The 20,631-nt window shown below is 69.5% G+C and carries 16 protein-coding genes; 7 read left to right on the forward strand and 9 right to left on the reverse strand.

Going from position 1 to position 20,631, the window contains the following annotated elements:
• Positions 1-3: 3 nt before the first annotated feature.
• Both JQX13_RS05310 and JQX13_RS05315 read right to left on the reverse strand, forming a co-directional pair.
• Positions 4-1,179 carry a phospholipase D-like domain-containing protein gene (locus tag JQX13_RS05310; protein ID WP_239014549.1) on the reverse strand — a complete coding sequence of 392 codons (1,176 nt, stop codon included), beginning with the start codon at positions 1,177-1,179 and terminating at the stop codon, positions 4-6.
• Between the two features lie 197 nt (positions 1,180-1,376).
• A complete protein-coding gene (locus JQX13_RS05315) occupies positions 1,377-2,006 on the reverse strand; it encodes a hypothetical protein (protein WP_203407987.1) in 630 nt (209 codons plus the stop codon).
• A gap of 241 nt (positions 2,007-2,247) precedes the next feature.
• Between JQX13_RS05315 and JQX13_RS05320 the strand changes: the two genes are divergently transcribed.
• The gene (locus JQX13_RS05320) at positions 2,248-2,835 is read left to right on the forward strand and encodes a GAF domain-containing protein (protein ID WP_203407988.1); all 588 of its coding nucleotides are present in this window, start codon (positions 2,248-2,250) and stop codon (positions 2,833-2,835) included.
• Positions 2,836-2,850: 15 nt separating this feature from the next.
• On the opposite strand, the gene JQX13_RS05325 is transcribed toward JQX13_RS05320, so the two are convergent.
• From JQX13_RS05325 to JQX13_RS05345, 5 genes are all read right to left on the reverse strand, one after another.
• Positions 2,851-3,099, reverse strand: a complete 249-nt coding sequence (locus tag JQX13_RS05325; protein ID WP_203407989.1) for a hypothetical protein — start codon at positions 3,097-3,099, stop codon at positions 2,851-2,853.
• 27 nt (positions 3,100-3,126) lie between these two features.
• Positions 3,127-4,644 carry a reverse transcriptase family protein gene (locus tag JQX13_RS05330; protein ID WP_203407990.1) on the reverse strand — a complete coding sequence of 506 codons (1,518 nt, stop codon included), beginning with the start codon at positions 4,642-4,644 and terminating at the stop codon, positions 3,127-3,129.
• A 278-nt stretch (positions 4,645-4,922) separates the two neighbouring features.
• Positions 4,923-6,569 (reverse strand): SWIM zinc finger family protein, encoded by a 1,647-nt coding sequence (locus tag JQX13_RS05335; protein WP_203407991.1) that lies wholly within the window; start codon positions 6,567-6,569, stop codon positions 4,923-4,925.
• Positions 6,559-9,633 carry a hypothetical protein gene (locus JQX13_RS05340; protein WP_203407992.1) on the reverse strand — a complete coding sequence of 1,025 codons (3,075 nt, stop codon included), beginning with the start codon at positions 9,631-9,633 and terminating at the stop codon, positions 6,559-6,561. The genes JQX13_RS05335 and JQX13_RS05340 overlap by 11 nt, the downstream gene beginning before the upstream one ends.
• A gap of 1 nt (position 9,634) precedes the next feature.
• Positions 9,635-11,059, reverse strand: a complete 1,425-nt coding sequence (locus JQX13_RS05345) for a WGR domain-containing protein (RefSeq protein ID WP_203407993.1) — start codon at positions 11,057-11,059, stop codon at positions 9,635-9,637.
• 353 nt (positions 11,060-11,412) lie between these two features.
• On the opposite strand from JQX13_RS05345, the gene JQX13_RS05350 reads away from it, so the two are divergent.
• The 3 genes from JQX13_RS05350 (at position 11,413) to JQX13_RS05360 (ending at position 14,275) form a co-directional block, all read left to right on the forward strand.
• Positions 11,413-11,889, forward strand: coding sequence for a hypothetical protein (locus JQX13_RS05350; RefSeq protein ID WP_239014550.1), 477 nt, complete (start codon positions 11,413-11,415; stop codon positions 11,887-11,889).
• A gap of 18 nt (positions 11,890-11,907) precedes the next feature.
• On the forward strand, positions 11,908-12,336 hold the full coding sequence (locus JQX13_RS05355; RefSeq protein ID WP_203407994.1) for a hypothetical protein: 429 nt from the start codon (positions 11,908-11,910) through the stop codon (positions 12,334-12,336).
• Between the two features lie 115 nt (positions 12,337-12,451).
• Positions 12,452-14,275 carry an AMP-dependent synthetase/ligase gene (locus JQX13_RS05360; protein WP_203407995.1) on the forward strand — a complete coding sequence of 608 codons (1,824 nt, stop codon included), beginning with the start codon at positions 12,452-12,454 and terminating at the stop codon, positions 14,273-14,275.
• A gap of 63 nt (positions 14,276-14,338) precedes the next feature.
• On the opposite strand, the gene JQX13_RS05365 is transcribed toward JQX13_RS05360, so the two are convergent.
• The gene (locus JQX13_RS05365; RefSeq protein ID WP_203407996.1) at positions 14,339-14,635 is read right to left on the reverse strand and encodes a hypothetical protein; all 297 of its coding nucleotides are present in this window, start codon (positions 14,633-14,635) and stop codon (positions 14,339-14,341) included.
• 144 nt (positions 14,636-14,779) lie between these two features.
• On the opposite strand from JQX13_RS05365, the gene JQX13_RS05370 reads away from it, so the two are divergent.
• A complete protein-coding gene (locus tag JQX13_RS05370; protein WP_203407997.1) occupies positions 14,780-15,973 on the forward strand; it encodes an SRPBCC family protein in 1,194 nt (397 codons plus the stop codon).
• Between the two features lie 6 nt (positions 15,974-15,979).
• Here JQX13_RS05370 and JQX13_RS05375 read toward each other — a convergent pair whose 3' ends face one another.
• Positions 15,980-17,791, reverse strand: a complete 1,812-nt coding sequence (locus JQX13_RS05375; protein WP_203407998.1) for a M48 family metallopeptidase — start codon at positions 17,789-17,791, stop codon at positions 15,980-15,982.
• An 85-nt stretch (positions 17,792-17,876) separates the two neighbouring features.
• On the opposite strand from JQX13_RS05375, the gene JQX13_RS05380 reads away from it, so the two are divergent.
• Together JQX13_RS05380 and JQX13_RS05385 are read left to right on the forward strand one after the other, a co-directional pair.
• Positions 17,877-19,559, forward strand: a complete 1,683-nt coding sequence (locus JQX13_RS05380) for a bifunctional metallophosphatase/5'-nucleotidase (protein ID WP_239014551.1) — start codon at positions 17,877-17,879, stop codon at positions 19,557-19,559.
• A gap of 88 nt (positions 19,560-19,647) precedes the next feature.
• Entirely contained in the window at positions 19,648-20,622 is a 975-nt protein-coding gene (locus tag JQX13_RS05385) for an alpha/beta fold hydrolase (RefSeq protein WP_203408000.1), read from the forward strand.
• Positions 20,623-20,631 lie beyond the last annotated feature (9 nt).

The following is a 20,631-nucleotide window of genomic DNA, read 5'->3' on the forward strand; positions in this document are numbered from 1 at the left end:
GGTTCAGCGGTCCACGGCGAGGATCTGCGTCACCTGCCGCGCGAAGCGCCGCCACGGGTTGGTGCGCCCCCCGCGCGCGAGCGTCATCTCCTTCGAGTGCTCCAGGTCCCTCGCCCAGCACGTCTCGAGCTGGGAGGCCAGGTGCCGGTCCGCCACCACCAACGAGCCCTCGCGCATGCGGTGCAGCGACAGCGCGTCCAGGTTGGTGGAGCCCACCACGCTCAGCCAGTCATCCACGAGCACCGTCTTCGAATGCATCATCGAGGGCTGGTACTCCCAGATGCGCACCCCACCCTTCAGCAGCTTCTCGTAGGTGGCGCGCTGCGAGGCGCGGACGATGCGCCAGTCATGCACGGGCCCCGCCGCGAGCACCCGCACATCCACGCCCTGCTTCCGCTTCTCCATCAACTGCTCGAGGATGGCGTTGGGCGGAGTGAAGTAGGCGTTGGCGATCCACAGGCGCTCTCGCGCCTCGGCGAACACCATGCGCAGCATGCGCTCGGCGTCGGAGATGCCGGAAGCCCCGATGCTCTCCACGAAGCCGGCGTGCGCATCCCCCATGGGCTCCATTTCCGGAAAGCAGCTCTCCGGAAGCAGCGCTCCACCACACTCCTGCCAGGCCCGCGCGAAGGTGAGCTGCATCTCGCGCACCGTGGGGCCCTCCACGCGCACGTGGGTGTCGCGCCACTCCTCGGGGCTGTCTCCCTGGCCCTGCCACGACTTCCAGATACCGAAGCCTCCGGTGAAGCCCCGCTTCCCGTCGATGATGACCAGCTTGTGGTGCGTGCGCCCGAACAGCCGCCCGAGCCACCTGCCCGACAGCGGCCGGAAGTAGTGCACCTCGATGCCCCCGTCGCGCAGCCGCTGCTCCACCTGCGGATCGAAGTCGTGCTCGCCGCGGACCTCCTCACTGCCCACGGGGTCCACGATGACGCGGCAGGCGACTCCCGCGCGGGCGCGCTCGCACAGCGCCTCCACGAGCCGGTTGGAGGGCTCGCTGGGCCGCCAGATGAAGACGAGGATGTGGATGGACTCGGTGGCCTGGCGGATGGCGCGGCACAGCTCGTCGAAGACGGCTCCGTTCTCGACGAGCTCCACCCGGTGGCCCGGCTCGAGCTTCACGCGGGTGGACTGGTAGAGCGCATGGCAGAAGGCCCCGAACCCGGGCGGCAATCCCATGGGCCCCCGCATCTCATGCTGGCGGTTGAGCTCGTCTGGCCCCTCCCACCCGTGAGTGACCGTCGGTGGTGACTCCATGAACGTGGGAAGGTAGGGACGCGGCGCGCCCGGAGAAGCCCTCGCGAGCTCCGGGCCCGCCTGCCTGCCTCCTCCACTATGATGTACGTAAGACCCCCTACCGTCCCCCACCCCCAGGCCTACTGAACGGAGGAGGGGGCGCGGAACACCTCTCCGTACTGCCCCTCCAGGACGAGGCTCGCGTCGTCCTTGGGAGACACCCGCAGCGAGGCCCGGGGCTGCCCCTTGCGATCCACGAGCAGCAACCCGGGCGCGCCGTGCTCGTCGGCGCCGAGGATGGCCCGGGGGCGCCCGTCCTCGTCCGCGAGCTCCAGGCGCGAGGAGCCGTCCGTCATGAGCGACACGGAGAAGAACTCGGTGCCTCCGTTCTTCCCCAGCGCCAGACGCGGGGCCTCGTCCGAGTACACGGTGAGCTCGGCGAGCATGGCGCCCTCCGCGGTGGCGAAGCGGAGCCGGGGCGAGCCGCTGTTGTCCACGCCCAACAGGGCCCGGGGCCGGCCCTCGGTATCGTGCAGCACCAGGCCGCCCTCACCCTCCTCCTTCGCGGAGAGCGTGGCGCGGGTGCGGCCCTGCGCGTCACGCAGGGTCAACCGCGAGGCCACCAGCTCCCCACCCTCCACGGGCCACCTCGGGCGCAGCGCGGCCACCCCCATCCCCAGCGCCCCGAGCGCGAGTGCGACGAAGGTGACGGACTGCAGGCGGCGGCAACGGCGCTCCAACTGCTCCAGGCGCGAGTCCAGGCTCTCCATCCTGTCGAGACCTCCTGTCCGGGCCCATCGGCCGGCACCGGGTGCCCCGAGGCTACCCGAGCCCGGCGCCCCGAGGCGCACACCGTGACGAACCGTGGAATTTCAAATGAGCTGATAAAATCCAGGGAGGCTTGACAGACCCGGCATCCTTGCTGTTCAATGAGACCAAGATTGGCCAGGAAGACGGCCCAGACGGGTTTTCCGGTTTGATGCTGGGTTCACCCTCGGCACGGAGGATGCGATGTCGGTCGAAGCATTCGCGAAGGTCACCGAGGCCTCGAAGCTGCTGGTGGAGAAGGGGTTCTCGGGTCAGGCGGTGATGGCGGCCATCGAGCTGGTGGGACGCGCGATCGGGGTGGACCGGGCGGTGGTCTACGAGAACAGCACCGCGACGATGCCGGGCAAGCGGCTGGCGCCGCTGAGGCACGCGTGGGGCTCGGCGCCCATGACGCCGCTGCTGCAGACGTTCCCGCTGAAGGATCAGATGGCGGGCTGGGTGGAGGTGCTCTCGCGCGGACAGCCGGTCTGGGAGCTCGTGCGCAACATCCAGGGTCCGCTGCAGGTGAACCTGGAGGCGCAGGGCGTGCAGTCGGTGCTGCTGAGCCCCATCAACGTGGGCAACATCAACGGCCAGTGGTGGGGCTTCCTGCGGCTGGACGACTGCCAGAAGGAGCGCCGCTGGTCCTCGGATGAGCTGACCATCGTCCGGACGCTGTCGCGCTCGCTGTCGAACGCGCTGCGCCAGGACATGCGGCGCGAGACGCTGGCACAGACGCGCCAGGAGCTGGAAGCGATGATGCTGCGCTGCGCGGCGACGGGCACGCGCTGAGCCGCGCCCCGGGGCTCACCGGCGATCGCGTTGCAGATCGGCCAGGACGCGGCGGAGGTACCAGACCTCCGTCTTCCCGGGGTAGCGCTCCTGGAGGCGCGCGAGGTGACGCGCGAGGGACTCCTCGGCCTGGGCCCGAGGTGGAGGGACACTGCGGAAGTACTGCTCGCGCAGGCGGCTGACCTCGTTGCCACCCACGACCCAGAAGATGAGCCCGAGCAGCACCACCACGCCGAGCACCACGAAGACGACGGTCCAATTCACGCGCGCGAACCTACCGCGAGTCCCCGCTCAGAACAGCTTCCACCACTTCTTCTTCGGGGGCTCGGGAGGCTTCCGCTCGCTCTCCGGGCGGCTCACGGGTTCCACGGGAGGCGCCGCGGGAGCAGGAGGGGCCACGGGCGCCCGTCCGTAACGCGCCTCGAGCGCCCGGGCCTTCCGCTGGAGCGCCCCGCCCTTCACCGGATCCACCATGGCCACGTAGTGGGCGTAGCCCACGGCGGAGGCGATGACATCCCCGCCACGGCCCCACGTCTTGCCCTCGGGCCCGCTCTTCTCGAGCTGGTGCAGCAGGGCGCGGAAGCGCTTGAGCGTCTCGCGATCCACGCCGGGCTTGTCGTTGACGACGATGCCCGTCACCTCCTGCTGCCGGCCCCGGCGCAGGACGCGCGTCTTCTCGGGGTGCGGAGTGAAGTCCTCCTGACGCACCAGCCAGCGCACGAAGCGCAGCAGCTCGCCCGCGTCGTGCGGTCCCGGCCCGTGGGCGGAGAACGTGAGGTCATCCGCGTAGCGCGTGTAGACGAAACCCAGCTTGCGCGCCGCGCCCGACAGGCGCCGATCCAACCGCCGGCAGAGGATGTTCGTCAGCGCGGGTGAAGTGGGCGCGCCCTGGGGCAGCCGCCGCTCGCCCTGGGCGACGTAGTAGCGCCGCCCGTCCAGCTCCACTTCCTCCACGTCCGGCTCGGTGCACAGCAGCGCCAGCACCGTGGCGGTGGCCTCGCTGTAGCCCAGCCGCACGAAGACGCCCTTCACCCGCGGGTACAGCACCGAGGGGAAGAAGTCCTTCAAGTCCAGGTTCACCACCACGCCCGCGCCCACGTGCGGCCGGGCATTCGTGACGATGGAGCGCCCCGCGCGGAAGCCGTGGGCCGCCTCGTGCACGGGCACCTTCTCCAGGATGTTCTCCAACACCCACGCCTGCGCGGCCTTCAGGCGCGGCAGGGGCGCGGAGATGAGCCGGGTGCCGCCCGTCTTCTTGGGCAGCAGGAAGCGCACGTAGTTGCTCGAGGTGGACACCGTACGCGCGAAGCACAACGCCCGGAGCTTCCCCACGCTCAGCCCCAACGCCTGCGCCAGCGCCTCCGGCGCCGCCAGCACCGGGAGCCCCTGGCGCGTGAGCTTCGCCTCATCCGTGACGCGCTCGCTCAGGCCCTCGGACACACCCCGGCCCAGGAAGAGCAGCTCCTTCGCCTTGCGCTCCTTCCAGGCCTGGGCCCGCGCCTGCCGCTCGCGCTCGCGCCGCTCCTTCGTCTCCTGCTGCTTGCGCCGGCTCTCCTCCAGCCGCCGCTTGCGCAGCTCGCGCTTCATCGCCTCCAGGTTGCCCAGCCGGCTCCGCTCGGTGGCGAGCGCGCGGATCTGCCCCCGCAGCTCGTTGCGCCGGTGCACCACGTCCGCCGGGTCCCCGGGAATGCCCGTGCGCGCCGGCCAGAAGCCCAGGCGCACCATCTCCTCGAGGATGACCTCTTCCCGGGAGCTGGCGCGGATGCGGTCGTACAGCTCCTGTCGGTTACGGGGGGGCTGGGAGGACATGGTGACTCAGGGAGAGAGGGAGGGTCCGTCCACGCGGCGGTCAGAGAGCACCTTCGTACTGCTCTCGGGACTGGACCGTCTCAACTCAAGCGTTGCCCCCTCCCGGTGGCGCGCAGGACCAACGAGGTCGACAGCGCTGCCGCCACCGGGAGGGAGGCAACGCACAGTGAAGAGCGGGCCAGTGATGCATGACAGGCCATGAGGCATGGACGGCGAAACACCGCCCGGGTTGCAAGGTACTGCCCCCTGACCGCCGCGTGCGCGGACCCTCGCCTCTCTCATGTGCGAGATACCCGTGAGTGCTGGAGCCTCAACGCGAGCAGGTGCTCGCACGGCCCCCGGAACAACTTGTTCTGCTGGAAAAAGTTGCACGTGCACTCACCGAAAACCATACGCTGGTCCGCGTCGAGTCGCAAAGTGGGTCGCAACACCTTCGTGCCCTCCTTCACCGCGCCGCTCAGCTCCACCGAAGCGTCCGTGGATCCGAGCCGGACCCTGAGGTCCACCGCCCTCGCGTCCAGGAAGCGCGTGGCGCGCTCCTCGCGCTCGTTGGCGAAGCGCAGCTTGTCCATGGGCAGGGGCTCGCGGCTCAGCTCGCGCGCCCGGTACACGCCCTTGTTCAAATCCCAGATGGCCCGCCCCGCCTGCGTCCAGGCCGACAGCGCGCCGAGCACCACGCCCCGCTCCAGCCCCAGCTTCGCCGCCAGCGCCTCGGGCCTGGCGGACCACGTCTCCTTGAGCGCGTCGAAGACCCGGCGGCGGGTGAGCTCGTCCACCTGCCCGCGCGGCGCCATCAGATCGAAGTTGCCCGCGGTGGACCAGTCATTGGCCGTCCACCCGGACAGACCCAGCGTGAAGGACAGGTCCCCCAGGTCCGCCACGTAGAAGGACGGCAGCCCCGTGCCCAGCAGGTGCACGGTGAAGCGCCGGGCCACGGGGATGAGCCGCTCCAGCACGCGCAGACGCCGGCGGCCCCACACGCGGATGTCGTGCGTGCCCTCGCCCTCGAACACCGAGCGCGGACACACCACCTCCGTCCCCCACGGCTCGAACACCACCTTCACCGGCTGCCCCGGCGCCAGCTTGTAGCGCATGGAGCGCGGCCCCTTCTTCTCCTTGTGCCGCGCGAGCACGAAGAGGAAGTTGTGCACGTCCATGGGGTGCAGCGTGAAGCTCACCGCCGGCAGGGCCATCGCCGAGTTCACCTGCAGGAAGCCGCGCACCCAGGAGTCCGGGAGGTCGATCTTCACCTCCTTGTACGCCGTGTCCGTGCCCGTCCGCGTGGTGAAGCCGCTCGGGTCCACCTCGAAGCGCGTGCGCTTGTAGGAGCGGATCTTCTGGAACTCGTCGTAGAGCGGCGTCGAGTAGTCGATGTTGGTGGTGCCACACGAGAACTCGCCGATGTCCTGGAAGACCTCGTAGCTGGCGCCGAGCCGGCCGTAGCTGGACTCGTCCTGGCTGAAGCACTCGAAGAAGCACTCGTCCGGGTGGACGGTGATGACCGGATCGAACACGAACCACAGGTCCCGGTTCTTCTCGTAGAGGTATTGGAAGTAGCGCGAGCGCGCCGTGTAGAAGGCCCGCATGCGATTGGAGCTCTCCGACTCCAACGCGGCGAGCTCCTCGCGCAGGGCCTTCAGGCGGCTGGCCACCGCCTGGCGCTGCGAGGCGACGGCCGCCAGGTCCACCTGCTCCTGCTGCGCGGCCCAGAGCTTGTAGGCCGTCTTGTCCCTGGGCTTGAAGCGCAGGTCCGACACCACCACGTCGTGCAGGGCGGAGATGGCCTCGCGGAAGGCCACGTTCTGGCGCAGCTCGCCGGAGAAGAAGGTGGGCTGGCGCTTGAGGTCCGGCGCGAAGGACAGCTGGGTGCTGTCCCCCCGGTGCTGCACCGCGGTGTTGCCCGCGTAGGAATACTCAAACTGCACGGCGGACCTCCACCGGGCGGACGTGGAAGGGAACGGGGATGGACGGCTGTGCCCTGGCGATGGAGAGCATCGCCTCCAGCGCCGCGGCCCGATGCTCTATAGCGATGGTGGCTGACATCCGGTGCAGCACCTCCATGGCGACGCGGCCACTGGCCTCGGTGCTCCGGCCCTCGCGCTGGAGGAAACCCAGCACGCGCTGTCGCGCGACCCGCCCCTTGTTCACCTGGCTCAACACCCGGGTGAAGTAGGGCGTCAGCTGCTCCACCAGGGCCGGGTTGCCACGGGCGAAGCGGTCCAGGTAGTTGGTGGCGAAGAGCTGCACCGCGGGCGCGGGGTGCTCGGACAGGCGCAGGAGCAACGTGGGCCCGTCCTCCTCGCGGAAGGAGCGCGTGAGCATGTCCCTCCCGAAGGCCTGCACGTCCTTGCGCACGCTGTCCGCCACGGAGACGAGCACCTCCAGGGAGAAGTCCTCCGGGGCGAAGCGCTCGCGGAAGTAGCGGAAGCCGAAGGCGCGGGCATCGTCCCAGCGCGAGTCCAGCAGGCCCACCGCCGTGGATAGCTCCGCGCGCACCTCGGGGACGTGGGCCTCCAGCCAGCGCCACGCCCACTCGCGCACCGCCAACACGTCATGCCCGGCGAGCTTCACCGCGCGAGGCACGTCCACCGTCAACACCGCGCCATGGCGGGCGAGCAGCTCCGCGCCCACCGTCTGCGCGTCGGCGTCCTCGGACTCGAGCAGCCGCCACGCCGTCTCCACCGGCAGCGCGGCCAGCGCGGGCGCGAGCTCTCCCGAGAGAAGCGCGGCCACGTGGGCCGGCACGCCCTCCGGGAGGCGTCGGCGCAGCAGCGCGCCCAGCAGGGCCTCCACCACCCGCGCTCCGGCGGAGGGGCTCGCGGCCAGGAGCCGCCCGAGCAACGGGCGCACGGCTGCGCGCACATCCGCCACTCGGCTGGTGGCCAGACGCGTGAGGAGATCCTCCTGGGCCAGCAGCGTGGCCTCGGACTCGGAGAGGAGCGCGAGCAGCCGCAGCCCCAGGGCCCGGAGCGGCGCGTGCTCGGACTGCACCAGCAGCAGGAGCAGGTCCTCCGGCACGGGCTCGGTGCGCAGCTCCCTGCGCAGCAACAGCTCGCCGCCCAGTTCCTGCACCTCGGGCATCGGGTGGGCGAGCAGGTCGCGCACCACCTCCAGCCCCACCGCGCGGGAGACAGGCCCCAGCGCGGCGAGCACCACGCGGGCCACGTCCGTGGCGAGGGGGCCGTCCTCCTTTTCTTTCAGGGACAGCAGCGCCGCCACCAACCGGCCCACGAGCGTCCGCACGGCCTGCTCGGAGAGCACGGAGCCGCGCACCAGGTTGGCCGCATAGGCCCGGGTATCCGCGTGCCGCGCGGTGGCCAGCCCCGCGATGAAGCCGGTGTCCTCGATGAGGGAGTGGCGCACCTCGTCCATCCAGCGGAACGCCTGCTGGCGGGCGGGCGGGTACGAGGAGCGCGCCACCGCGAGCAGCAGCGCCCGGGGCTCGCGCCGCGCGTCCAGCCTCTGAGAGGCCAGCTCGAAGCCGAGGCGCGCGGTGGACACATAGGGGCGCTCCAGCAACATGGCCACCGCGTCCACGTCCAGCTTCGCGAGGAAGTCCGGGCAGGCGCGCAGCGCGCGGGAGGCGAAGTCGTGCACCGGAGCGCAGCCACTCTCGTCCAGGAGGTGCAGCAGGCCCGCCGGGGTGCGCTCCCACAGCTTGGGGAAGGCCTCCTCGCGGACGTCAGGTGCCTTGTCTCCGGGCCGGTACGCACCCAGGCAACGGAAGGCGAGCGAGTTCTCCAGGGGCTCGTAGCGCGAGCTCTCGCGGTAGAGCAGCTGGTTGAAGGCCCAGTAGGGCCACCAGACGTCCCACTGCTTCTGGTCGCGGCCCCAGCCGGTGGTGCGCACGGGGACGGCGTCCGCGTCGTTGAAGGCGAGCAGCACGCCCACCGCCATCTTCACGAACTCAGGGCGCTCCAGCTCGCCCAGCCGGCGCAGCGTGCGCCACACCCGGCGCCGGAGATACGTGCGCGTCTCGCGGGTATAGCCGCGCGGGTGGCTGAGCCTGAGATGGCGCTCCTTCTCGTAGCGCCAAGCGATGAGGCCGAACACCTCGCCGTCGTACCGGTACTCGGCCGCCTTGAAGAGGTGGCGCAGCACCCGAACCGCGCGCAGGGTGAAGGGCACCGTGCGGAGCACCCGCAGGAGCGCGGGCCGCACCGTCTCCGAGTCCACCAGATAGAGGGGCTCGAGGACATCGACCGCCTCCTCCTTCCCGGAGGCGAGCCAGGCATCGAGCGCCTTGCCGAAGGGCTCCGCGTCCCCACCCCGGGCCGGCTCGCGCAGCGCGGGAGGCAGCTTCCCCACCACGTCCCGGCGGAAGTCGGCGCGGGTGGACTCGTCGGAGAGTCGCAGCAGCGCCTCGGTGGCGATGCGGCGCACCATGTCCGGCGTGGAGGCATTCGCGTAGAGCCGCCCGAGCGCGGACACGGAGGCCTCCGAGCCCAGGCGACCCAGGGCCGCGGCGACGCAATACGCGCGCAGGGGCGTGGCCCGCTCCAGCATGGGCAGCAGCAGGGGCTCGGCGGCACGCACACGCAGCTCCCCCAGGCGCCAGATGACGCGCTCGAGGTCCCGAGGCTGGGCACGCACGGTAGCGCGGCGGAACCAGCGCCGGGCCTGGGCCTCCTGCTGGAGCTGTTCCAGGAGGACGCGCTCCCGAGGTGACGTGCCAGCCGGAGCCTCCACCGTCGGAGGAGGCGGCGCGGGAGTGCGAGGCACGGGCGGCGAGGCCGGAGTACCGGGCGCGCCTCCACGCACATAGCCCGAATCCAGCTTGGACTGGACGAGCTTGTCGAAGACGCGCTTCGCCTCGGCCTGGGACACGGGTACGGGCGTCTTCGAGCCGTCCTTGAGCGCGGTGCCGCTCCGCCCGTAGCGGAAGTTCACCACGCACTGGCCCGGGGAGACCTCCAGGAGGTCCACCTCGTACACCTTGTCGCTCTTCCCCTCCTGGAAGAGCAGGCTCACCTGCTCGAGCAGTTTCACGTCAGCTCACCAGCCTGCGGATGTCGCCATAGGCGCGGTAGAAGCCACCGCGCGCGGACTCGTGAACACCCTCTACCACGTAACGGCTCCCCGCCTGGCGGATGTCCTTGGGGAACTGCACGTGGAAGTCGGGACGGTAGCCGGGGGACACCACGCGCACGCGCAGGTTCGGGCCGTCCTGGTAGCACTCCACGATGACGCCGCTGTCCGCCTCGCGCGTCGTCTCCACGGTACCCACGGGCACGGCGGCCACGGGCGCGGGCGCCTTGATGTCGCGGGCCTTGGGCAGCGAGCCGGACTGCGCGGCCTGGATGGCCTTCTCGCTCGCGTCGACGCAGGCGAGCACGCCCTCGGTGGTGACGAGGTAGAGCCGATCCTGGAAGAACTGCATGGAGAACGCCGAGCCGCAGCCGGTGGACAACTTCCACAGCCGCTGGCCCTTGTCGTTGAAGCAGTAGACGCTGGACATGTTGTCACCAGCGAAGACGTACCGGCCGTCATCCACCGCGGCGCAGGAGAACACCGCCGCGTCGCACTGCATGACGGGCCCCGCGTCGCCCTTCTTGGTGAAGCGGTGCACGAAGCCCAGGTTGGTACAGGCGTAGAGGGAGGACTCCTCCTGCCAGCCGAAGAGCACGTTGCCCTGGGTGGGGCGGTGCCAGATTTCCCGGCCGTCCTCCCAGTCGTACATGGTCAGGCCACGCCCGTGGCCGTGGTACATGCCCAGCTCGTCGCAGCGGACCATCCACCCATGGGTGCCGACGCTCTGCTTCTCCCACTGGGACTCGTCCTCGTGGTTGATGGCGGTGAGCTTGCCGCCCGCGTCGGACACGCCGAGGACACCGTCCTTGATGTCCAGCCAGTAGATGTCCACGTCGTCCGAGATGTTGTACGCGACGCGGGGCACCTTGCCCCCGAGGTCGTAGACACGACCATCGTCACACCCGGCGTAGAGCCAGCGGTCATCGGCGACGATGCACTTCACGCCATCGGCGAGACGGAACTGGGAGAGCGTCCGGCCCTCATGGTCCACCGAGTAGATGGAACCGCTCTCGTTGCCCACCCAGCAGCGCGAGTCGTCCACGAAGATGCCGAAGGCGCGATCGCCCGAGTTGAACTTCCAGAGGAGCGGAGCCTGGTTCGCGTTGGAGCGACCGCTGGTGATCTCCCGGCGGGTGACCGAGCGCTTCGTACGCTGGCCCATGACGGCGGGGGCATAACCCTTGCGGACCTTCTCGTTGATCTTCTTGCGAGCCTCCGCGAGCGCCTTGTCCGGGGACGGGAACTGGGAGACCTGTGTCTGGCCCTTGTCGCCGATGCGGCCGTAGCGAACGGTGAGGGAGTTGCCCTCCACCTTCACCTCGTAGAACTTGTGCGAGCCGCCCCCCTCTTCCGACAGCTCCAGGTACGTCCGTTCCTCGGCCATTCTCAGGTCCCCCTATCGACGCAGTACGTACAGAGTAGTCCGGGGCACTGACACCACGGAAGCCCACGTCCCAGCACCTTCGCCGTGAAGCCGCGGAACTGGTCCGCCTTGACGGCAGCACAGTCAGAACGAGATGATTTCACTCCAAGGCATTGACGACCCGAGGAGGGGGTGTGCCCGACAGGTATTGCTGGCTGCTCCTACTGTCCCTGATGGGAAACACCCTGGGCTGCTCGAGCCCCAACCCCAACGTACGGGTGCGCCGCTTGCCGACCGGACACCTTCAAGTCGATGGACCATTGGCAGGCCCTTTCAACTCATTGGAGCAACTGGCCACGCGGGCTTGCGACATCATGACCAGCCAACCCGGTACGTCCAATGGGCCCTACGGCTTCGAGTATTGCGCCCTGTACTACTACGCACGGGAAGAGAACGCGTACTTCCTCAGCTACCTCTCGGACATCCGAGGACAGTTGGCTCCAGTGGCCAAGACCTGCACCCTGCCCAATCACCTCCAGGATCCGAGCCACGCGAACCCCATCGTCCTCGGAGGTGCACACACCCATCCCAACAATCGGGAGTTCTCCCGGCGAGACCTGAGTGTCGCCTGGCGGCCCGTGAGATTCTTCGATACCGGTACCGGAAAGGTCTGGGACCGCCAGCTCATGATCTTCTTCCGAGAGAAGACCGGTGAATGCAGGGCCTACAATTACAACAACTCCACGCGCATCGTCTCGGCCCTACGCGAGGAAACATGGGTTCCCATTGGGGAGGTCTACAATGATCTGGGCGATTTCCGCTTGTATGAAGGCAAGGATTGGCTCCCCTGAGCATTTCGGGCTCCACACATGAGATCCCTCACCCCCTCCGTCCTCCTCTGCGCCTGCACGCTCTCGGGCTGTGTGCTGTTCGAACGTCTCGGGTATCACAAATACCAGAAGGCCGAGATGGCGCCTCCCGAGGAGGCGGCACGAATCAAGTTCCCGGACTCATACGAGCGTGGCGTTCGCCTCGAGGGGGCCATGATGAAAGCCCTTTCGGTGGCCATGAATGACTACCTGCCCTCCCACATCAAGGCCGAGAACCAGAAGGGACCCGAGTATCAATGCCTCGCCCGCTGGGACACGTATCGGACGGTGGTGATGCGGGCCCACGAGGATCTCTTCTTCGTCCTGCTCTCCCCCGACCTGTCGAAATGTGCTCCCGGGTTCATCGTGCCCGACGCGGGAGCGGAGTACGCGATCGACGGACAGGGCCGCATCCTCTCGCGGCGTTAGCGGGAAACAGCCAGCGTCCCAGCTTCCGAGAAAAGTCGTGATGCGCGCTCTCTAACAGCGTGTGCCGCGAATCCGTGGTCGCGACCATCTGGAGGCCCTATGGTGCGCCCCCACTATGAGCGGCAGCACTCAAAAGAAGGAGATGGCGGGTCAGGGGCAGGTCGCGCTCGCACCGGATGCACACCTGCTCCAACCCCTGTTCGAGCACGCACGCAAGAACCCGGACAAGCCCCTGTTCTCGCGCCGTGCCGGTGACCGTTTCGAGCCCCTGTCCGCGGGTGACATCGCGCGCACGGTGCGTCGGCTCGCCCGGGGATTGATGGCGCTCGGCGTCGAGCCCGGCCAACGCGTGGCCCTGATGTCCAAGACGCGGGTCGAGTGGGTCCTGCTCGACTACGCCATCCTCGCCGCCGGAGCCACCACCGTCCCCATCTACGAGACCTCCTCCGCCGATCAGGTGGAGTGGATCCTCAAGGACAGCGCGGCGGTGGTCGCGTTCTTCGAGACCGACACCCTGCACGCCCTCTACCGTCAGTCCGCGGACCGGCTCCCGGACTGCCGCCACACCTTCGTCATCGACCAGGCCGCGCTCGAGCACCTCCAGCAGCGCGGAGACGAGGTCGACGAGGCCCGCCTCGACGAGCGGCTGTCGGGGCTGCGGACCGACAACCTCGCCACCCTCATCTACACCTCGGGCACCACGGGCCGCCCTCGCGGCTGCGAGCTCACGCACGCCAACATCCGCGTGAACACCCTCCAGGTGCTGGCCCACGCGGGTGGCGTCATCACCGAGCAGGACCGGACGTTCCTCTTCCTGCCGCTCGCCCACGCGCTGGCCAAGATCCTCTTCCTCGCCGCCGTGGAGAAGGGCAACACGGTCGCCTTCGCCACCAGCCCCGGCAAGATCACCGAGGAGCTGGCCATGGCCCGGCCCACCTGGTTCGGCACCGTGCCCCGGGTGCTCGAGAAGGTATTCCAGACGGCCCAACAGAAGGCCGAGAGCGCGGGCAAGGGCCGCGTGTTCGAGCTCGCCACGAACGCGGCCATCCAGTACTCGCGCGAGCGCTCCCAGGGCCGCATCGGACTCCTCACGCGGCTCCAGCACGCGGTGTTCGACCGGCTCGTGTACCGCATGCTCCGCAAGGTCCTCGGCGGGGAGCTCCAATTCGTCGTGTCCGGCGGCGGGCCCCTCCCGGAGCGGCTGAATCACTTCTACAACGGCCTGGGTATCACGGTGCTCGAGGGCTACGGCATGACCGAGACGAGCCCCGTGCTCACCCTCAACTCCGATAGCTCCAACCGCATTGGAACCGTGGGCCAGCCCCTGGCCGGCACCACCGTGCGCATCGCGGACGATGGGGAGATCCTCGTGAAGGGGCCCCAGGTCTTCGTCGGCTACTGGAACAACCCGGAGGCCACCCAGCGCACGCTCACCCCGGACGGGTGGCTGCAGACGGGAGACCTCGGCAGCCTGGATGAGCAGGGCTTCCTGCGCATCACCGGCCGCAAGAAGGAGATCCTCGTCACCGCGGCCGGCAAGAACGTCGCGCCGGGGCCTCTGGAGGACCGCATCCGCGAGCACCCCCTGGTCAGTCAGGCCATGGTGGTGGGCGAGGGCAAGCCCTTCGTGTCGGCGCTCGTCACGATCGACACCGGGGCCTTCTCCAACTGGGCCCGGAAGAACGGCAAGGACGGGCAGAAGTTGGAGTCCCTGGTGGAGGACAAGGCGCTGCGCAACGAGGTGAGCCAGGCCATCGAATCCGCCAACCGCTCGGTGTCGCGCGCGGAGTCCATCCGCAAGTTCGTCATCCTCCCGCACGACTTCACCATCGAGCGCAACGAGCTCACGCCCTCGCTCAAGGTGCGGCGCCACGTCGTCACCCAGCACTACGCCCAGGTCATCGAGCACCTGTACGAGCGCGCGGGCGGTGGCGACTGAAGCGGCCCGCCGTGCTCCAGCCCCAGCGGGACCGGGCACGGCGAGCCGTGAGATGTCCTCGACTCACGCGATGATGGTCGGCGCGCCCGGCGGCTGATTGTCCGGGTTGGGCGCCTCGTGGATGCCCGGAGGTTGGATCTCCGGCTCATGATGACGGCCCGGCTCATTGTCGTCCGGCTCGCGCCGGGGAGGTTCGATCTCCGGCGGCTGACGCGTGGGCGGTTCGATCTCCGGCGCGTGCCTCCGCGAGGGGGGCTCGATCTCCGGTGGACCCACGGGCCCCGGCTCCCTCTGGGGCGTCTTCTGCGGCTCCGGCTCCTTCATCGGTGAGCCGGGTGTCCTGGGCGGCTGCTCTGGCATGCGTTCCCCTCCTGACCCCTCAATCTGCGCATCCAGGTGGGACCGGGTACGAGACAGCCAAGGGAAGAAGCCCTCGCCCGCCTGCTGCCGAGCCGCACGCGCAACCCCAGCTTGGTGCACAGGAGTTCCAAGGAGGGCGGGGAAATGAGAGCTACCTGGTGGCTGGTGGGAGGGGGAGTGGGCTTGGGAGCGGGGTTGATGTACCTCGCGGATCCTCGCAGTGGCCGGCGTCGCCGCGCCGTGGCCCACGACAAGGTACTTCACGCCGTGCACGAGGCCGAGAACGCCGCGTGCGTGGTGACACGTGACCTCGTCCATCGCACGCGCGGCTTCTTCTTCAACTCCCTGGGCCGCATACGCCGTGAGGAGGCCGACGACAGGACCATCGAGGCCCGTATCCGCTCCGCGCTTGGCCGCGTGTGCTCTCACCCGCATGCCATCCAGGTGAGTGTCGAGCGGGGACGGGTGCGGCTCGAGGGGGTCGCCCTCAAGGTCGAGCACCCGAAGATCCTCTCCCGCGTCTCGCACGTGTCTGGCGTGAGGGACGTGGTGGACAACCTGAGGGTGTTCAAGCAACCCGGAAGTCACCCCGAGCTGCAAGGCGGCGCGCTGCGGCCGGGGGACCGCCCCGAGTTCCTCCAGCGCAACTGGTCACCCGCCGCGCGCTTCGTGGGGGGCCTCGGGGGCGCGAGCCTGCTGATGTGGGGATTGTCGCACTGGGGCGTGCCGGGCCTGACCTCCACCCTGCTCGGCTCGCTGCTCACCCTGCGCAGCATCACCAACATCGAGCTCAAGCGCCTCACCGGCGTGGGGGGCGGGCGTCTGGGCATCGAGATCCACAAGGACATCACCGTCCATGCACCGGTGGAGGAGGTGTTCCGCTTCTGGCGGGCCATGGAGAACTTCTCCCGCTTCATGAGCCACGTGGAGGAGGTGCGCACCAGCGGCGCGGACCGCTCCCACTGGCGGGTGAAGGGCCCGGCCGGCATCGTCTTCGAGTGGGATGCCCTCATCACCCGGCTCATCCCCCATCAGGTCCTCGCCTGGAAGAGCGTGGAGGGCTCCACGGTGGAGCACGCCGGCATCATCCACTTCGAGTCCCTCAACGAAGGTCGCTCCACGCGGCTGGACATCCGCATGAGCTACAACCCGCCCGCGGGCGCGCTGGGCCATGCCTTCGCGCGGCTGCTCGGGGTCTCTCCCAAGAAGCAGATGGATGACGACCTGCTACGTTTCAAGTCGCTCATCGAGACGGGCAAGGCCACGGGGAACGAGACCGTGTCGCGCGAGCAGCTGTCCCTGATGCCGGAGCGCTCCGGACAGCGGCCGGTGCACTGACGGCGCTCACGCGTTGCTGCGCTGGATGAGCCGGGCGTACGCGAGATCGGGTACCTCGAGCGTGATGAAGCCCGACTCCTCCTCGTAGCGCCGCACCTTGAAGGCCTTGTGCGACTGGCGCGCATGGGCCTCACAGGTGGGCACCTGGATGGTGATCTCCCCGTCATCCCGCATCATGCCCCCCACGTGGAAGCGCGTCTCCACGTGGTGGGCGAGCGCCCCACCGCACAGCGCGCAGCAGTGGGGCAGGCCCATCCGCGCGAGCGGAGCGCGCACCGTCACCGCGTCCCCCACACGCCGCAGCGTCACCGGAGCCCGCGGCGCGAGCGCCTTCACGCGCTCCTCCTCCTCCACGCTCCAGGTGGCATCCTCCGCCACGCCCAGCCGCTTCCGCAGGGGCTCCAGCTCCTCGGGCCCGCCCGTCCCCGCCAGCCATTCCTCCACCAGGGCCGTGGGGTCCACCCGCTCCCCGTTCCACTCCAACTCCAGCGACTCGCCGGGGGACGTCGTCCAGGCCATGCCGTGCCGGGCGAGGATGCTCGCCAGGTACGCGCTCACCGCGTGGCCCACCACCTCGTGCACCCGCTCGGTGCGGTCCGGCGCCCGGTAGCCCACCAGCCGCGGATCCACCGCCTCGGCGAAGGACTCGCGCGCGGCGGCGTCCTTCAGCAACGACGGCACCCGGGCCAGCGAGAACTCCGGTACCCGCGCCTGCACCCGGCTGGCCGTCTCGTTCCACAACACGCTCCAGCGCGCTCCCACCCCGGCCCAGGGGATGAGCTCCACCGCGTTCGGCCACAGCTCCGCCGTGAAGCGCCGCTCCAGCGCCTCCGCGTCCGACAGCAGCGTGTACGCGGGCGTCTCGTCCAGCGGTTGCTCCACTCCATCCATCCGCTCGGCGAAGGCGATGCGCTCCTTCATGCACGGATGGGAGTCGTATGAACCCGCCTCCCGCTCGGGCACGCCCCCCGCCAGCTCCCGCTGCGCCTCCGCCCAGGCGGAGCTCGCCAGGTAGCGCCGGAACCCCTCGAAGAGGTTGTCCGGCACCACGTCCTCGTGCGCCAGCGGGTACACCTCGTGCTCCAGGAAGCGGCGGTAGGCCACCGCGTGCAGCGACTCGCGCCGCAGGCCGGAGATGTGCGCGTGCCTGCCGGCGATGCGAATGCTCCACTCGTCCGCCACCAGCTCCTGCTGCCGGCTGATGGACTGGGTGATGAGCAGGAACAGCTTCGGCACCCACGTGAAGGGCTTGCGCAGCGGCATCCGGTCGTCCTCGCCCAGGAACGACAGGGCGCGACTCATGGACGAGCGCGTGGAGTAGATGACCGCGGCCAGCTTCGTCTCCCCGCCCTTGAAGTGGCCGAGCTCATGGGCCACGGCCGCACGGAACTGGGAGAGGTTGTCCACCGCCAGCAGCCCCAGGCCGATGCACAGGATGCGCCGGCTACCGAAGCCGAGGAAGCCGCCCACCTGGGTCACGTAGGCGTTGACGTCCTCGACGAGGAACACCTCCGGGGGCAGCTCCACCTCCATGCGCCGCGCCACGTCCCGAAGGGCGGCGAACAACCTCGGGTGCGCGTCCTCGGTGAGCCGGGGCCCGGGTGACACGAAGCGCTCGCGCTGCGGCAACAGACTCCACAGGATGGCGCCCGCCCCCGCCAGGCACAGCGCGGCGAACAGCGCGTGGAAGCGGTGCGTCGTGTCGACGCGGAACGGGAGGCTCAGCAGGACGACCGCCACACCCAACGTCGCCGTGTAATAGAGGAGCAGGAACCCCACGGCCAACATCGCGCGGACTGTGTACGAGCGGGCCCACATGACGTTCCCCCTCCAGTCAGTCGAGTCTAGGGCCAATACCGAGACATGCGGTAACACCTGGGTTGTGAAAGATAGGAGCAACCGCATGCGCCCCCCCTCGCCTTCCCGCCCCTCTCCGCTCCACGCCCTTCCGCTCGCCGCCGCGCTCCTGCTCTCCTGCGCCCATACCCAGCCAGCCTCCAGCCCCCGTCAGGTGCACGTGCAGGTGCTGGCCCTCAATGACTTCCACGGAAACCTCGCGCCGCCTCCAGGCTCCTCGGGAGAAATCCGCACCGGGCAGGGCCCTGACGGCAGCCCCCTCAGGGTGAAGGCGGGAGGCGCCAGCTTCCTCGCCCACCATCTGGCCGAGCTGCGCGCGAGCAACCCGGAGAACACCCTCGTGGTGTCCGCGGGGGACCTCATCGGTGCCAGCCCCGTCGTCTCCGCCCTCTTCCATGACGAGCCCACCATCGAGGCGATGAACCTCGCGGGGCTCACGCTCAACGCCGTGGGCAACCACGAGCTCGACGAGGGGGCGGCCGAGCTCCAGCGCATGCAGGCCGGCGGCTGTCACCCGGTGGATGGCTGCCAGGACGGCACGCCCTTCGAGGGCGCGAAGTTCCAGTTCCTCGCCGCCAACGTGGTCGACGCCCGGGGCCACACGCTCTTCCCCCCCTATGTCGTGCGCGACTTCGGGGGCGTGAAGGTGGCCTTCATCGGCATGACGCTCGAGGGCACCCCGGAGATCGTCGACTCCGCCGGCATCCAGGGGCTCCAGTTCCGGGACGAGGCCGACACGGTCAACACCCTGGTGCCCCAGCTGCGCGAGCAGGGCGTGCGGGCCATCCTGGTGCTGCTCCACGAGGGCGGCGTCCAGACGGGCTCGTCGTACGACGGATGCGAGGGCATCTCCGGCCCCATCGTGGACATCGTCCACCGCATGGATCCAGAGGTGGACGCCGTCCTGAGCGGCCACACCCACCAGTCCTACAACTGCGTCATCGACGGCAAGCGCGTCACCAGCGCGGCGTCCTACGGGCGGCTCATCACGGACCTGGACCTCGTGCTGGACGCGGCCACGGGCGACGTGGTGGAGAGCACCGCGCGCAACGTCGTCGTCACCCGGGACGCGGAGGGCCCCCCCGAGGTGCAGGCGCTCATCGACCGCTATGACAGACTGGCCGCGCCCATGAGGGATCGCGTCCTCGGCCGGGCGTCGGCGCCGCTCGAGCAACCGGACGACAGGCGCTGGCCCTCGGGCGAGTCCACCCTGGGCAACACCCTCGCCGATGTACAGCTCGCGGCGACGAAGGACGCGGGAGCCCAGGTGGCCTTCATGAACCCGGGAGGCATCCGCGGGGAGCTCGACGCGGGCGATGTCACCTACGGCGAGGCCTTCACCCTCCAGCCCTTCGGCAACACCCTGGTGACGCTGACGCTCACCGGCGCGCAGCTCCACACCCTGCTGGAGCAGCAGTGGGAGGGAAACCTCGTGCGCATCCTCCAGCCCTCGCGGGGTTTCTCCTATACATGGAAGGCCTCGGCGCCCGTGGGCCACAAGGTGGACCCGGCCAGCATCCGGCTGAACGGCGTGCCCGTGGACCCCACGGGCCGCTACCGAGTGACGGTGAACAGCTTCCTCGCCGGCGGCGGAGATGGCTTCCGCGTGCTCGCCGAGGGCACCGAACGGCGCGGCGGCATGGTGGACGTGGATGCGCTGGAGGCGTGGCTGAAGGCCCACTCGCCGCTCTCTCCGCCAGAGACGAACCGCATCACCCGGGTGGAGTAACCACCAGCCAACAGTCGCGCCGGACAGCGGGCGACATTTCCCACCGCGGGCACGGGCAACCCGAGACCAGAGGTGACACATACGGGGCATGCGTTTCTCGAGACTCGGACTCCTGGGTTGTGCCGTCCTGTGCGCGCTGGTGACCGCCTGTACGCACCACGCGCCCCTCTCCAACTTCGAGCCACCGCTGAGCGCTGGCGAGCACCAGCGCATCATCAACGGGGTGAGGCTGTACTACCGCATCGCCGGCCAGGCTCCGGCGGAGCGCGCCCCGGTGCTCTTCCTCCACGGTGGCCCCGGCTACAACAGCTACAGCTTCTCGAAGCTCATGGGCGCGCGCCTCGAGAAGTCCCGGCGCATGGTGTACCTGGACCAGCGGGGCTGTGGCCGCTCCGAGCGCCCCTGGGACGGCCGCTACTCGCTGGAGGTGCTGGTGGCGGACCTGGAGGCGCTGCGCCAGGAGCTGGGCGTGGAGCGCTGGGTGCTGATGGGCCACTCCTTCGGCGGGACGCTCGCGCTGGAGTACGCGGTGCGTCATCCCCAACGCGTGGCGGGCGTGGTGTACGTGAGCGGCATCTCGGACACGGCGCTCTCCTTCGCCACCTGGAAGCGCGAGCTCGAGCGCCTGTACCCCGGGCGGCTGACCACGCTGGCCTCGCAGGAGGACACGTCGGACTACGAGCAGGTCATGCGGGCGCTGCGGGGCGTGGACGCGCAGTCCTTCTTCAACCAGTTGCAGTTCCACGACGCCACGTACCTCCAGATGCAGGAGTCGATCGACGCGGAGAGCGGCCTGCGCAACACGGGTGAGATGTCCCGCGCTCTCTTCTCCACCGAGCTGACGAGCTACCGTTTCACGCGCTCCGCCCAGGTCACCGCGCCGGTGCTCGCCATCGGCGGCCGGTACGACCACTCCGTCGGTCTGGAGAGCATCCAGGCGCTGGTGAAGACGCTGCCCAACGCCACCCTGCTCGAGTACGAGAAGAGCGGGCACTTCCCGTACCTGGAAGAGGCGGACCGCTTCGAGCAGGACGTGACGCGATTCCTGTCGACCCTGCCCTGACGGCGCCCG

It is taken from the genome of Archangium violaceum, from assembly GCF_016859125.1.
Lineage (GTDB): Bacteria > Myxococcota > Myxococcia > Myxococcales > Myxococcaceae > Archangium > Archangium violaceum_A.